This window comes from Serratia grimesii, assembly GCF_900186025.1.
Taxonomy (GTDB): domain Bacteria; phylum Pseudomonadota; class Gammaproteobacteria; order Enterobacterales; family Enterobacteriaceae; genus Serratia; species Serratia grimesii.
In genome coordinates, this window is the sequence record NZ_LT883155.1 from 1 (window position 1) to 13,436 (window position 13,436).

Annotated in this window: 11 protein-coding genes; 4 read left to right on the top strand and 7 right to left on the bottom strand. The window is 53.1% G+C overall.

Annotated features, from left to right (window positions below):
- The first annotated feature begins 164 nt into the window (after positions 1–164).
- Both SGBXF1_RS00005 and mdtD read left to right on the top strand, forming a co-directional pair.
- Entirely contained in the window at positions 165–854 is a 690-nt protein-coding gene (locus SGBXF1_RS00005; protein ID WP_037421292.1) for a FadR/GntR family transcriptional regulator, read from the top strand.
- A 67-nt stretch (positions 855–921) separates the two neighbouring features.
- Positions 922–2,337: a multidrug transporter subunit MdtD gene (gene mdtD / locus SGBXF1_RS00010; protein ID WP_037421289.1), complete on the top strand. Its 1,416-nt coding sequence runs from the start codon at positions 922–924 to the stop codon at positions 2,335–2,337.
- Here mdtD and rbsR read toward each other — a convergent pair.
- The 7 genes from rbsR to kup form a co-directional block, all read right to left on the bottom strand.
- A complete protein-coding gene (gene rbsR / locus SGBXF1_RS00015) occupies positions 2,334–3,335 on the bottom strand; it encodes a ribose operon transcriptional repressor RbsR (RefSeq protein ID WP_037421286.1) in 1,002 nt (333 codons plus the stop codon). The genes mdtD and rbsR overlap by 4 nt on opposite strands.
- 5 nt (positions 3,336–3,340) lie before the next feature.
- Positions 3,341–4,267, bottom strand: coding sequence for a ribokinase (rbsK, locus tag SGBXF1_RS00020; protein WP_061808251.1), 927 nt, complete (start codon positions 4,265–4,267; stop codon positions 3,341–3,343).
- A 49-nt stretch (positions 4,268–4,316) separates the two neighbouring features.
- Entirely contained in the window at positions 4,317–5,204 is an 888-nt protein-coding gene (gene rbsB / locus SGBXF1_RS00025) for a ribose ABC transporter substrate-binding protein RbsB (RefSeq protein WP_037421308.1), read from the bottom strand.
- A 24-nt stretch (positions 5,205–5,228) separates the two neighbouring features.
- Positions 5,229–6,194, bottom strand: a complete 966-nt coding sequence (rbsC, locus tag SGBXF1_RS00030; protein WP_037421280.1) for a ribose ABC transporter permease — start codon at positions 6,192–6,194, stop codon at positions 5,229–5,231.
- A 6-nt stretch (positions 6,195–6,200) separates the two neighbouring features.
- On the bottom strand, positions 6,201–7,706 hold the full coding sequence (gene rbsA / locus SGBXF1_RS00035) for a ribose ABC transporter ATP-binding protein RbsA (RefSeq protein ID WP_186427633.1): 1,506 nt from the start codon (positions 7,704–7,706) through the stop codon (positions 6,201–6,203).
- A gap of 7 nt (positions 7,707–7,713) precedes the next feature.
- The gene (gene rbsD / locus SGBXF1_RS00040) at positions 7,714–8,133 is read right to left on the bottom strand and encodes a D-ribose pyranase (RefSeq protein ID WP_186427634.1); all 420 of its coding nucleotides are present in this window, start codon (positions 8,131–8,133) and stop codon (positions 7,714–7,716) included.
- Between the two features lie 175 nt (positions 8,134–8,308).
- On the bottom strand, positions 8,309–10,177 hold the full coding sequence (gene kup, locus SGBXF1_RS00045) for a low affinity potassium transporter Kup (protein WP_037421271.1): 1,869 nt from the start codon (positions 10,175–10,177) through the stop codon (positions 8,309–8,311).
- A gap of 283 nt (positions 10,178–10,460) precedes the next feature.
- Here kup and ravA point away from each other — a divergent pair, with 283 nt between their 5' ends.
- A complete protein-coding gene (gene ravA, locus SGBXF1_RS00050) occupies positions 10,461–11,969 on the top strand; it encodes an ATPase RavA (protein ID WP_130382858.1) in 1,509 nt (502 codons plus the stop codon).
- A gap of 2 nt (positions 11,970–11,971) precedes the next feature.
- Positions 11,972–13,435, top strand: a complete 1,464-nt coding sequence (viaA, locus tag SGBXF1_RS00055) for an ATPase RavA stimulator ViaA (protein ID WP_037421264.1) — start codon at positions 11,972–11,974, stop codon at positions 13,433–13,435.
- Position 13,436 lies beyond the last annotated feature (1 nt).

Genomic DNA, 13,436 nt, shown 5'->3' on the forward strand with positions numbered 1-13,436 from the left:
GGAAGGCCGCAACCCCTAAATGCAAAAAACTTTTCAAGCGCGTTTTTTTTCAACAAAACGCTGCACAAGCCAGCGTTTTCGTCATTTTTTACAGTAAACAGCCATAAAAGCTGGCGATCCGTAGAGTAAAATAAGAGTAACAATGTCAGTAAGGACTCGCAGCCATGCAATTTAATGCTCAACAACAGGCCGCCCAACGCAATCTTTCTTATCTACTTGCAGAAAAACTCGGCCAACAAATTCTGGCAGGCGATTATCAGGCCGGTAGTATCCTGCCCGGGGAGATGGAGCTGGGTGAACAATTCGGCGTTAGCCGCACAGCGGTACGCGAAGCAGTGAAGATGTTGGCAGCCAAAGGGATGCTATTACCTCGCCCACGCATCGGCACCCGTGTGATGCCACAAAGCCAATGGAACTTCCTCGATCAGGATTTACTGACCTGGTGGATGACCAAAGAGAACTTCGATCAGGTGATGCAGCACTTCCTTATCTTACGCACCTCTTTGGAACCTCAGGCCTGCTCACTGGCGGCGGCCTATGCCAGCACACAGCAAACCGCACGGCTGGCTGAACTGATGGCAGAGATGCGGGCACTGCATATCCAGTTCGATCGTGAACACTGGATTCAGGTTGATACTCAGTTCCACCAGCTTATCTATGAGGCCAGCGGCAATCCGTTCCTAACTTCATTCGCAAATCTGTTCAGTTCGGTGTATCAAAGTTACTTCCGTGCCATTACCGGTAACGAAGTGATTAAGCTTCAGCACCATCAGGCCATCGTCGATGCAATACTTGCCGGTGACAGCGCAGAGGCATTAGCCGCCTGCCAAATTTTGCTCAGAGAAAAAGACTAACTCACTCCCTACTTATATATAGAAGAAAGATGAAAGGGACGAATACGGCAGTTAACCAGGACTCATAATGACTAAATCCGCGCGCAGTATGGCAGGGCTACCTTGGATCGCCGCAATGGCGTTCTTTATGCAGGCGCTGGACGCCACCATCCTCAATACCGCGTTGCCGGCAATAGCTCAAAGTCTGGAGCGCTCTCCGTTGGCAATGCAGTCAGCCGTGATCAGCTATACCTTGACGGTCGCCATGCTGATCCCGGTCAGCGGCTGGCTGGCGGATCGCTTCGGCACCCGCCGAGTGTTTATCATCGCGGTTTCGCTGTTTACTCTCGGTTCTCTGCTGTGCGCTCTTTCCCCGACGCTAAGTGTTCTGGTGACGTCACGTGTCATTCAGGGTGTCGGCGGTGCAATGATGATGCCTGTGGCGCGCTTGGCACTGTTACGTGCCTATCCGCGAAGCGAACTGTTACCAGTGTTGAACTTCGTGACCATGCCAGGGTTGGTTGGGCCGATCATGGGCCCAATGCTAGGCGGTTGGCTGGTAACCTATGCCACCTGGCACTGGATTTTCCTTATCAATATCCCGATTGGCCTGCTCGGCATCTTCTATGCACGTAAATACATGCCGGATTTTACTACCCCAAAACGTCGCTTCGACTTCATTGGCTTTATGTTGTTTGGTTTGAGCTTGGTGCTGGTTTCCACCGGGCTTGAACTGTTTGGTGAACAGGTGCTGGCCAGCTATATCTCTCTGGGGATTCTGCTCAGCGGCGTGGTGATGCTGTTCGGTTATATCGCCCATGCTCGCAGACACCCCCAACCGCTCATTGGTCTGGATTTATTCCAGACCCGGACCTTTTCAGTAGGCATTGCCGGAAATGTTGCCTCACGCCTTGGAACCGGCTGCGTGCCGTTTCTGATGCCATTGATGCTGCAAGTCGGTTTCGGTTACTCAGCAATTATTGCTGGTTGCATGATGGCACCGACCGCCGTCGGATCGTTGATGGCGAAATCCACCGTCACTCAAGTGCTGCGCTGGTTTGGCTATCGCAAAACATTGGTTGGCATCACCATCATTATTGGCGTACTGATAGCTCAGTTCGCACTGCAAAGCCCAGGCATGCCACTGTGGTTGATGATCCTGCCGCTGTTTGTGCTGGGAATGGCAATGTCTACGCAATTCACCGCCATGAATACCATCAGCCTGGCTGATTTGAATGACAGCAATGCCAGCTCCGGCAACAGTGTGCTGGCCGTCACTCAACAGTTATCCATCAGCTTCGGCGTGGCGATCAGCGCGGCGGTGCTGCGTTTCTACCAGACGATGTCACTCGGCACTATGGTTGATCACTTCCACTACACCTTTATTACCATGGGTATTGTCACCGTAGCGTCGGCGTTTGTGTTTCTATTATTAAGAAGAAAGGACGGCCGTAATCTGATCAGTGGCCAAGACCCCAAAAAACCGGCAAAGGCCGCAGGTTAACGCCAACCCACCGAGGCGCGCTCCACCAGCTCTGGTGTCAATACCAGAACCTGAGCGTCACGTTCCGGGTTTTGCAGGCGGTTGATCAGGGCATCGATCGCCAGCTCCCCCAGCGAATCTTTCGGCTGGTGAATAGTACTTAGTGGCGGAGCCAGGTATTTGGCTAGTTCAATATCATCGTAACCCATCACTGCCATGTCCTGCGGTACCGATAACCCGGCCTGGTACAACGCCTGATAGGCACCCACCGCGACGGCATCATTACCGGCGAAAACCGCATGCGGGGGTTCAGCCAACGCCAGCAGTTGTTTCATGGCATCAACGCCGCCTTCAAATTCAAAATCACAGTGCACTTCATATCCCGGCAGGATAGCCAACCCGGCGCGCTGCATCGCCCGGCGATAGCCTTCTAACCGATGGCGTGCCGTGGTTTTATCCTGTGGCCCAGCGATACAGGCAATCTTGCGATACCCACGGGCGATCAGGTGATCGGTCGCCATCTCTCCGCCCAGCAGCGAGTTATCCTGGATGATATCGTTAGCCCCTTCGAACGGGGCCCAATCCATCATTACTATAGGGAGTGAGGGATAACGGCTCAGTGCATCTTGTGATGGACGGTGGTTCTCGGTGCACATTAATAGCAAACCATCGACGCGTTTTTGCAACAGAGTCTCCATGTTGCGATTCATACGTGCGGCATCTTCTTCGGTATTGCACAAGATCAAGCTATAACCGCGCTCATAGCAGCTACGCTCAACGCCGCGAACGACCTCTGCATAGAAGGGGTTATTACTGGAGGTGACCAACATGCCGATGGTGCGCGTCTGATTCAGTTTGAGACTACGCGCCAGTGCAGAAGGCGCATAGTTCAATTGTTCAACGGCCGCCATGACTTTAGCTCGCACGCTATCGCTGACAAAGCGATTGTTATTAATAACGTGCGAAACCGTCGAGGTTGAAACACCCGCCAGGCGGGCGACATCTTTCATGGTGGCCAAAGGGATTACTCCTGCTGCTGCAAAAAGGCATCAATCTCTTCACGCCAAGGGACGGAAGGCTGCGCACCCGGCCGGGTCACAGCAATAGCCGCCGCTGCATGAGCAAAGCGCACCGCATCAGCCATCATTTTTCCTTCCAATAACGCCGTAACCAATGCGCCATTGAACGTGTCACCGGCAGCGATGGTGTCTACCGCTTTCACCTTGAAACCGGGTACCAATTTGCCGCGGCCATTCTCACTCAGCCAGACACCACGGCTACCGAGGGTGATGATCACCGTGGCAATGCCTTTATCATGCAAAGCCTGAGCTGCTCGCGCAGCATCATCGTCGTTGTTGACCGCAATACCGGTCAGGCGGTGGGCTTCTGTTTCGTTTGGTGTAATCATATCGATCATTGCCAGCAGCTCGTCCGGCAATTCACGTGCGGGTGCAGGATTGAGGATCACTTGAGTTTGATGCTGTTTCGCCAGATGCGCGGCAGCGATGACCGTTTCTAACGGTGACTCCAGCTGCATCAGCAGCGCATCGGCGTCCACAACCTTTTGCTGATAGCGCGCCAGATAGTCTGGCGTCACTGCGGCATTAGCGCCAGCATCAATGCCGATCACGTTCTCGCCTTCGCCGTTGACGAAAATCAGCGCCACACCGGTGGTGCTGTCGGTGATAGCCTCAATCGGTTGGGTATCAATGCGATCGGTCGCCAGCTGTTTGCGGATGCGTTCGCCAATATCGTCAGCCCCCACACAAGCGATGAAGGCGATATCCGCCCCGCTGCGTCCGGCTGCCACCGCCTGGTTAGCGCCCTTGCCACCGAACGCCACCTTATACTGTTTCCCGATCACCGTTTCACCCGGCTGAGGGAAGTGCTCAATATTAAGGATATGATCGGCATTAATGCTGCCCAGAACCACCAGCTTACCTGTTTCCATCGCATTGATTCCTGAATTGCGCGCCATCATAAGATGGCGCGGGTGTGACTTATTTGGTGACCAGTTTCAAATCTACCGGGATGGTGGCCGGTACTTTCTCGCCCTTCAGCACTTTATCGGCAGTTTCCACACCGATCACACCGATCTGATCTGGGCGCTGCGCCACAGTTGCCGCCAGTTTGCCACCTTCAACCGCTTTTACGCCATCGGCAGTGCCGTCGAAGCCTACCACGACCACATCGGTTTTACCGGCGGTTTGCAACGCACGCAATGCACCCAGTGCCATTTCATCATTCTGTGCAAACACGGCCTGCACGTCTGGGTGAGCCGTCAGCAAGTTCTGCATCACGTTCAAACCTTTGGTACGGTCGAAATCTGCAGGCTGGCTAGCCAACAGTTTGAATTTGTTCTGATCCAGAGACTGTTTAAACCCTTCGCCGCGTTCACGAGCAGCGGAAGTACCGGCAATCCCTTCCAGTTGGATCACTTTAGCGTCTGCACCGACTTTTTTGGCAATAAAATCGCCGGCCATTTTACCGCCGACACGGTTATCAGACGCGATATGGCTGACAACATCACCCTTGCTCGCCACACGGTCCAGTGTGATGACCGGGATCTTGGCCTGGTTGGCCATCTTGATAGCATTACCAACGGCATCCGAATCCGTTGGGTTGATCAACAGCAACTTAGGTGCCTGCACCATCAGATCCTGCACGTTCGCCAGTTCTTTCGCCGGGTTGTTTTGCGAATCCAGCACCACCAGGTTGTAACCCAGCTTATTGGCTTCCTGTTGTGCGCCCTCTTTCATTGAGACAAAGAACGGGTTATTCAGGGTAGAAACCACCAGCGCGATGGTGTCTTTAGCCAATGCGTTAGCACTCAGGGTGGCGCTCAGCGCGAAGGCTGAAGCCAGAATTGCCAGTTTTTTCATTTTCATCATCGTGATTCCTGTAGGGGGAGGTTATTTGTTGCTTTTGTTCTCTACCAGAACCGCCAGCAGTATCACCACTGCCTTCACGATCATTTGGTAGTAGGAAGAAACACCCAATAAATTCAGACCATTATTCAGGAAGCCAAGGATCAGCGCCCCAATCAGCGTGCCGACAATACGACCTTTGCCACCTGCCAGGCTGGTACCACCCAGCACTACTGCTGCAATGGCGTCCAACTCATAGCCAGTACCGGCGGTTGGTTGTGCGGAAGACAAGCGCGCCACTTCGATCACGCCCGCCAGCGCTGCCAGCAAACCACAAAGCGAATAGACGATAATTTTGACTTTATCGACGCTGATACCCGACAGGCGGGTCGCCGCTTCGTTACCGCCCAGGGCATAAATATAGCGGCCCAAGCGGGTATGGTGCAGCATGTACCAAGCGGCGATAAACACGATCGCCATGATCCAGATCGGGGTTGGAACCCCCAATGGACGGCCGATGCCGAACCAGCCGAAAGTATCTGCTACGTCGGTAAAGCCGGTATTCACCGGACTGCCGTTGGTGTACACCATGGTGACCCCGCGCAACAGCAGCATCATTACCAGGGTAGCAATAAATGCCTGAACCTTGCCTTTGGCAACGATCACCCCGGTACAGGCGCCCACTGCCGCCCCCAATGCCAATGCCGCCGCTACGGCGACCACCGCGTTAATTTCAAAACCGACGATCGACGCCGCCACTGCACCAGTCAATGCCAGCAACGATCCCACTGACAAATCAATGCCGGAAGTGAGGATCACTAATGTCATCCCTACCGCCATAATGGCGTTAACCGACGTTTGCTGCAGAATATTGAACAGGTTGTTTACAGTGAAGAAATTCGGGCTCATTGAAGAAACCACGGCGATCAACACCAGCAGAGCAATCAGTGATTTTTGCTCTAACAGCCACTCTTTACTGAACCAGCGTTTTGCCACACTCTGGGAACTCATATCTGATTACTCCTGCTTTACGCCGTATTGCTTGCCAACAGCCGCAGCCATCAACGCTTCCTGGGTGGCCTGTTCAATCGGGAACTCGCCGCTGAGATGTCCTTCGTGCATCACCAGAATGCGGTCGCTCATGCCCAGCACCTCCGGCATTTCCGACGACACCAGAATGATGCTCAACCCTTCCTGCTTAAACTGGTTGATTAACTGATAGATTTCTTTTTTTGCGCCGACATCGACACCGCGCGTCGGCTCATCGAGGATCAGCACCTTTGGCCGCGTCATCAGGCCACGGGCGATCGCCACTTTCTGCTGATTGCCGCCGGAGAGCAGGCCAATAGGCTGCTCCATCGATGGCGTTTTGATATTGAACAAACGGATGAAGTCGCCCACTGCCAGTTGCTCTTCAGCCTGTTTCAGGCTACCGCCGACGCGGCTGAAATAACGCAGCGCCGTCAGCGACATGTTTTCCTTCACTGACATTCCCAACACCAGGCCATCGCGCTTGCGGTCTTCGGAGATATACACAATGCCGTTTGCCAAACCATCCTGCGGAGAATGGGTGACCACCTCATGCCCGTCGAGTCTGACGGTACCGGCTTTACGCGGCGCTGCACCGTAGAGAATTTTCATCAACTCAGTACGCCCGGCCCCCATCAACCCGGCAACACCGAGGATCTCACCGCGGTATAAGGTAAAGCTGACATCATGCACACCAGGGCCAGAAACCTGGCTGACTTCCAGCCGTTTTTCACCGCGCGGCTGATTCAGTCGTGGATACTGCTCTTCCAGCTTGCGGCCCACCATCATTTCTATCAGCGAATCTTCCTGCAACTCGCTGACCGGTCGTTCGGCGATGAACTGCCCGTCACGAAAGACGGTAACGTCATCGCAAATTTCAAAGATCTCTTTCAAGCGGTGTGAAATATAAACAATGCCGCGCCCTTCCGCTTTCAGCTCGTTGATCACCTTAAATAAAGAGGCGGTTTCCGTGTCAGTCAGTGCATCCGTAGGCTCATCCATAATGATGACTTTAGATTCGAAGCTCAGCACTTTGGCGATTTCCACCATCTGCTGATCACCGATCGACAGCTCGCCCACCAAGCGGTGGCTGCTGTAACTCAGGTTCAATCGCGCCAACAGTTTATCGGCTTCGGCATACATGCGTTTCCAGTCGATGCGGCCGATGCGGTTAACAAACTCACGCCCGAGGAAAATGTTCTCCGCAATCGTCAACTGCAGGATTAAGTTCAACTCCTGATGGATAATCCCTATGCCCGCTTCCTGCGAATCCTTTGGCCCGTTGAAGACCACCTCTTTACCGAGAAAATACTGACTGCCGGCGTCTTTGTTATAAATGCCGGTCAGCACTTTCATCATGGTAGATTTCCCCGCGCCGTTTTCACCCACCAGCGCCATCACCTTGCCGGGATAAACGCTGAGCGCAGCGCCGGAAAGCGCCTTCACGCCGGGAAAGGCTTTATCGATCCCTTTCAGTTGCAGTAAAGGTTGCATAGAAGCCTCAGAAAGTTACGCCGGCACAAAGGATCACATTCGCGTACGGCGAACATTCCCCACTGCGGATCACCGCCCGGCTATGTTCAGTTTGCGCTTTGAAGGCACTGTGACTGATATAGCTCACGCTGATGGTATTTCCCTGATGTTGGCCAAGTTCAGTCAGTTGAGCCAACAATGCGTGATGGAGCTGCGGGTTTTGCTTAATGATCTCTTCCGCCAGAATGGCGCTTTCTACCTGCATCTCCTGCGTCACTACCCCGACCACCTGCAAAAACGTCGGTACGCCCTGGGTCAATGCCAGATCGATACGTTGCGTTGCTGCCGGGATAGGCAACCCCGCATCACAGATAGCAATCTGATCGGTGTGGCCGAGACGGGAAACCACGGCAGAAATATCAGCATTAAGCAGCACGCCTTTTTTCATCTTTTTCTTCTCACTCCACCAGCGAAACGTTTCGCTTGTGTCTGGAGTTTAAAAAAACGTCAGTAGAAGGCAACCGGGATAATGCAGAAATGTGATCATCATCGAAACGTTTCGCTCGTGTTACCGAGAACATAAACAGAAAGGGCCCAGCAATAGCTGAGCCCTTGAGGAGGGATTAAATCTCGACCTGGGTTCCCAGTTCGATCACCCTATTGGGCGGGATCTCAAACTGGTCTGGCGCACGCAGCGCGTTGCGGCTCAGCGCGATAAACAGCTTGCCGCGCAGGAACAGGTACCACGGCCGCTTGGTCAGGATTAACGACTCATGCGACATAAAGAATGAGGTTTCCGTCATCCGGCATGGTAGCCCTTCCAGCCCACAACGATGGAATACTTCCTCAACATTTGGTGTCTCACGCCAGCCATAGCTGGCAACCACCCGCCAGAAGGTCGGTGACAGTTGTTCAATCGTCACCCGCCGCACATTGTGCACGTAAGGTGCATCCTCTGTACGTAGCGTCAACAGCACCACTCGCTCATGCAGTACCTTGTTGTGTTTCAAGTTATGCAGCAGAGCAAAAGGAATCACGTTGATGGCACGCGACATAAAGACCGCCGTCCCTGGAACACGCACCGGCGGTGATTTCTCCAATGAGGCGATCATCGCCTCGAGGGAATTACCGTGCTCATGCATGCGGCGCAGCAAGCGGAAGCGTTCGCTTTTCCAGGTCGTCATGATGATGAACATCACCAGCGCCAGCAACAGCGGCAGCCAACCGCCGGAGAACAGTTTCAAGGCGTTTGCAGAGAACATTGGCACATCAATAATCAGCAGGATGGCCAGAATGCCCACCGCGAAGAAGCGGTTCCAGTGCCAGTTTTTGATCGCCACGGAGGTCACCAGAATACTGGTCAGCACCATGGTCCCAGTCACGGCGATGCCGTATGCCGCGGCCAAATTGCTGGAATGTTCAAACCCGACAATCACCAGTACCACCGCGATATACAGCGTCCAGTTGATCACCGGAATGTAGATTTGGCCCGACTCCATTTCCGACGTATGAATGATACGCATCGGTGACAGATAACCCAGACGTACCGCCTGGCGTGTCAAAGAAAACACGCCGGAGATCACCGCCTGAGAGGCGATAACTGTGGCCAACGTTGCCAGGATTAATAACGGGATCAGCGCCCAGTCAGGAGCTAACAGGAAGAATGGATTCTTGATGGCCTCAGGATTTTTCAGCAGTAGCGCACCTTGGCCGAAATAGTTCAGCACCAGCGAAGGCAATACTACGGTGAACCAGGCCAGGCGAATTGGGAATTTACCAAAGTGCCCCATGTCGGCGTACAGCGCCTCGACGCCGGTGATCGACAGCACTACCGCACCCAGTGCAAAGAATGAAACCTTCTTATATTCAATAAAGAAGTTCAGCGCCCATTTCGGGTTTAGCGCCTGTAGCACTTCCGGGTTGGCCATGATGCTACGCGCACCCAACACAGCCAGCACGATAAACCACAGTAACATCACTGGAGCAAACAGCTTACCAACGCTACCTGTGCCATGTTTCTGGATGGCAAACAGTACCGTTAGCACCAGAATCGACAGCGGAACGATATAGGGATCAAGCGACGGGGCGGCTATTTCCAGCCCTTCTATCGCCGACATCACCGATATCGCTGGAGTGATTACCACCTCGCCATAGAAGAAGCTGCCACCAATCAGGCCCAAAATCACCAATATGGCAGTGGTACGCGCCGAAGTGTGACGCCCAGCCAATGACATCAACGTCAGAATACCGCCTTCACCAGCGTTATCCGCTCGCATGACGTAGGTAAGGTATTTCAGGGAAACAATGACGATCAACATCCAGAAAATCAGTGACAGGAAGCCGAAAACTACGTCTGGACGGACATCGAAGCCATAATGGCCGGAGAAACACTCTCTGAGAGTATAGAGAGGACTGGTGCCGATATCACCGTAAACGACCCCAATTGCCGCAAGGGTTACCGCCGATAAGGACTGTTTATGCTCTGTGCTCATAATTCGTTTCTTTATTAGAACATCCGTTAGCGATGCATCCGCATCAGCCAGAGATACGGGCTCTAAGATCCGTTACGCCCACTAAAAGGCGCACAGTATGCACGATTTATACTGCTTGCCTACTCTTATATCAGACCCTAAAAATAAACAAAATGTGAACCAGCCGCTCTTTTGATAATAGAAAGATTTTACTAATCAACAAGCTATACCATTAAAAATAATGGTGGTTTATCATCGGATTATCCACCAAGATTGGCTAACTCTCGGACAACACGGCAATAATATGGCGCCATCATCACTTCTGGCAGAACGGATATCCCGCCTCAGCAACGCGCTTGAGAGCGGCCTTTATGAACGACAGGAAGCAATTCGCCTGTGTTTGCTGGCAGCGCTTAGCGGTGAAAGCGTTTTTCTGCTTGGCCCACCAGGTATCGCCAAGAGCCTGATCGCACGCCGGTTAAAATTTGCCTTTCGCAACGCACGCTCATTTGAATATCTGATGACGCGTTTCTCAACGCCGGAAGAAGTGTTCGGTCCATTGTCTATTCAGGCATTAAAAGATGAAGGCCGCTATCAACGTCTGACAGCCGGCTATCTGCCCGAGGCGGAAATCGTGTTTCTGGATGAGATTTGGAAAGCGGGCCCGGCGATCCTCAATACTTTGCTAACGGCAATCAACGAACGTCGTTTCCGTAACGGCAACACGGAAGAGCCGATCCCATTGAGATTGCTGGTCACAGCCTCTAACGAACTGCCGGAAGCCGACAACAGCCTGGAAGCCCTGTACGACCGTATGCTGATACGTCTGTGGCTGGATAAAGTGCAGGACAAACAGAATTTCCGCTCACTGCTGGTCAGTCGTCAAAACGAGAATGAAAATCCGGTACCGGAAGCTCTGAGCATCAGTGACGAGGAGTATCATCAATGGCAACCGCAGATAGACAAAATCAAACTGCCAGAAACATGTTTTGAGTTGATATTCCAACTGCGCCAACGGCTGGATGCGTTAGATCATGCTCCTTATGTCTCCGATCGTCGTTGGAAAAAAGCACTGCGGCTGTTACAGGCCTGTGCTTTCTTCAGCGGCCGCGATGCCGTAGCCCCGCTAGATTTGATGCTATTGAAAGACTGCCTGTGGCATGACCTCACCTCATTGAAGCTGCTGCAACAGCAAATTGACCAGTTGCTGACTGAGTCTGCCTACCAACAGCAGACATTATTGATTCAACTACAGCAAATCCATACCCGCTGGTTGCAGCATCAGCAACAGCAGAGTGACAGTCAGGCGATCGCCTTAGTAAAAAAAGGCGGTATGTTCAGCAGGAAACCGCAGTATGCCCTGGCAGCACCACTTGGAACTGGCGCTCTGACCTTGTTACTGCAAAAACCACTACAACTGCATGATATTCAGGTTAACCATCTGAGTATTGAAAACAGCGTTCTGGAAAACTGGCTGCAAAAGGGCGGCGACGTGCGCGCTAAGCTGAATGGCATTGGCTTTGCACAACAGATTGATCTGGAAGTTGACGAACAACTGCATCTAACGGTGCTGGACGTTAGCCGTCAGCCATCACTGTTGGCCCTACCCGGCATACAAACCGGCGGAACACCCCAGGCGATGCTGGATGAAATGGACGCACTGGCACAACGCCTGACAGAACAACGTCGATTGTTCAGTCAACATCAGCCCTGCCTGTTTACCCCTGCCTCTGGGCTGGCAAAAATTGAAGCCAGCCTGTTGCAGGTGGCAGAACAAATAAAACAGCAGCACCAGCAGATGCGCGGCCAGTAAGCATGCTCAGTCTGGAAACACTCGATCTGCTGTTAGCGATCACCGAAGGTGAGCTGATCGAGGAGATGATCATTGGCATGCTGGCAGCACCGCAGTTGACGGTTTTCTTCAAGAAGTTTCCAGCGATACGTCGAGCATTGGATAACGACCTGCCGCGCTGGAAGCTGCAACTGAAAGAACGCCTACATGAGGCCATGGTACCGCCCGCGCTGGCGCAGGAATTTTATCGCTACCAACAGTGCCAATTAGAAAATAACACCCAGTTCTTCCATAACCTTAATGACACCCTGGACTTGCTACGCCAACTGGTTTCCCCTTTTTATGAGCAAGCCCGCACGCTGGTGGATGCAGCAGACCTGCCTAATCATCCGCTGGACGACAGCTTCCAAACCCTGTTTCTACAGCGCTGGCGTATCAGCCTGACGCTGCAGGCCACGATGATGCATCATCAGTTGCTGGAACAAGAACGTGAACAACTGATGGCCGAACTGCAGGAACGCTTGGCGCTGAGTGGTGCACTGGAGCCACTGCTGTCGGAAAACGACACCGCTGCCGGGCGACTGTGGGATATGAGTAAAGGCCATCTGCAGCGGGGTGACTATCAACGGCTGGTGGAATACGGCAATTTCTTGCAGCAGCAACCGGAACTGAAAAAACTGGCACAGCAGCTTGGGCGCAGCTATCAGGCCAAGGCGGTGCAACAGCAGGACGCGTTGCCGGAGCCGTTCCGTGTAATGGTGCAAGTACCCGCCACCCTGCCGGAAGAAGTCAGTGGCATTCACCAAAGCGACGACATTCTACGCCTGCTGCCGCCCGAGTTGGTTACGCTGGGCATTGAAGAGCTGGAGTTTGAATTTTACCGCCGCCTGCTGGAAAAACGACTATTGAGTTATCGCCTGCAGGGTGATGCCTGGCAGGAACAGATCCATATTCGTCAGGTCACTCACCAGCAGCAGGATCAACAACCTCGCGGGCCGTTTATTGTCTGCGTGGATACCTCAGGTTCGATGGGGGGGTTTAATGAACAGTGCGCTAAAGCCTTCTGTCTGGCGTTGCTACGCATTGCGTTAGCAGATAACCGCCGCTGCTATATCATGTTATTCGCCAATCAAATCGTACATTACGAACTCACGGCTGCCAGCGGGATTGAGCAGGCGGTGCGTTTTCTCGGTCAACACTTTCGCGGCGGCACCGATCTGGCAGCATGCCTGAATGCCACGGTGAGCAAAATGGCTGAAAGCGGTTGGTTTGACGCCGATGCGGTGATCATTTCAGATTTTATCGCCCAGCGGTTGCCGGAAGACGTAATAAAGAAGGTGAAACAGCAACAGCAGAGCCACCAACAGCGCTTTCACGCAGTGGCTATGTCCAGTTACGGCAAACCCGGCATCATGCGCATCTTCGATCACATCTGGCGCTTTGATACCGGGTTAAAAAGCCGTTTGATGCGCCGCTGGCGACGCTGAG

What these genes read in the sequence shown, in the direction of transcription:
- mdtD (WP_037421289.1), top strand. Translation starts at nt 922, where the DNA reads ATGACTAAATCCGCGCGCAGTATGGCAGGGCTACCTTGGATCGCCGCA.
- rbsB (WP_037421308.1), bottom strand. Translation starts at nt 5,204, where the DNA reads ATGAAAATGAAAAAACTGGCAATTCTGGCTTCAGCCTTCGCGCTGAGC.
- viaA (WP_037421264.1), top strand. Translation starts at nt 11,972, where the DNA reads ATGCTCAGTCTGGAAACACTCGATCTGCTGTTAGCGATCACCGAAGGT.
- kup (WP_037421271.1), bottom strand. Translation starts at nt 10,177, where the DNA reads ATGAGCACAGAGCATAAACAGTCCTTATCGGCGGTAACCCTTGCGGCA.
- rbsD (WP_186427634.1), bottom strand. Translation starts at nt 8,133, where the DNA reads ATGAAAAAAGGCGTGCTGCTTAATGCTGATATTTCTGCCGTGGTTTCC.
- rbsC (WP_037421280.1), bottom strand. Translation starts at nt 6,194, where the DNA reads ATGAGTTCCCAGAGTGTGGCAAAACGCTGGTTCAGTAAAGAGTGGCTG.
- rbsK (WP_061808251.1), bottom strand. Translation starts at nt 4,267, where the DNA reads ATGGAAACAGGTAAGCTGGTGGTTCTGGGCAGCATTAATGCCGATCAT.
- SGBXF1_RS00005 (WP_037421292.1), top strand. Translation starts at nt 165, where the DNA reads ATGCAATTTAATGCTCAACAACAGGCCGCCCAACGCAATCTTTCTTAT.
- ravA (WP_130382858.1), top strand. Translation starts at nt 10,461, where the DNA reads ATGGCGCCATCATCACTTCTGGCAGAACGGATATCCCGCCTCAGCAAC.
- rbsA (WP_186427633.1), bottom strand. Translation starts at nt 7,706, where the DNA reads ATGCAACCTTTACTGCAACTGAAAGGGATCGATAAAGCCTTTCCCGGC.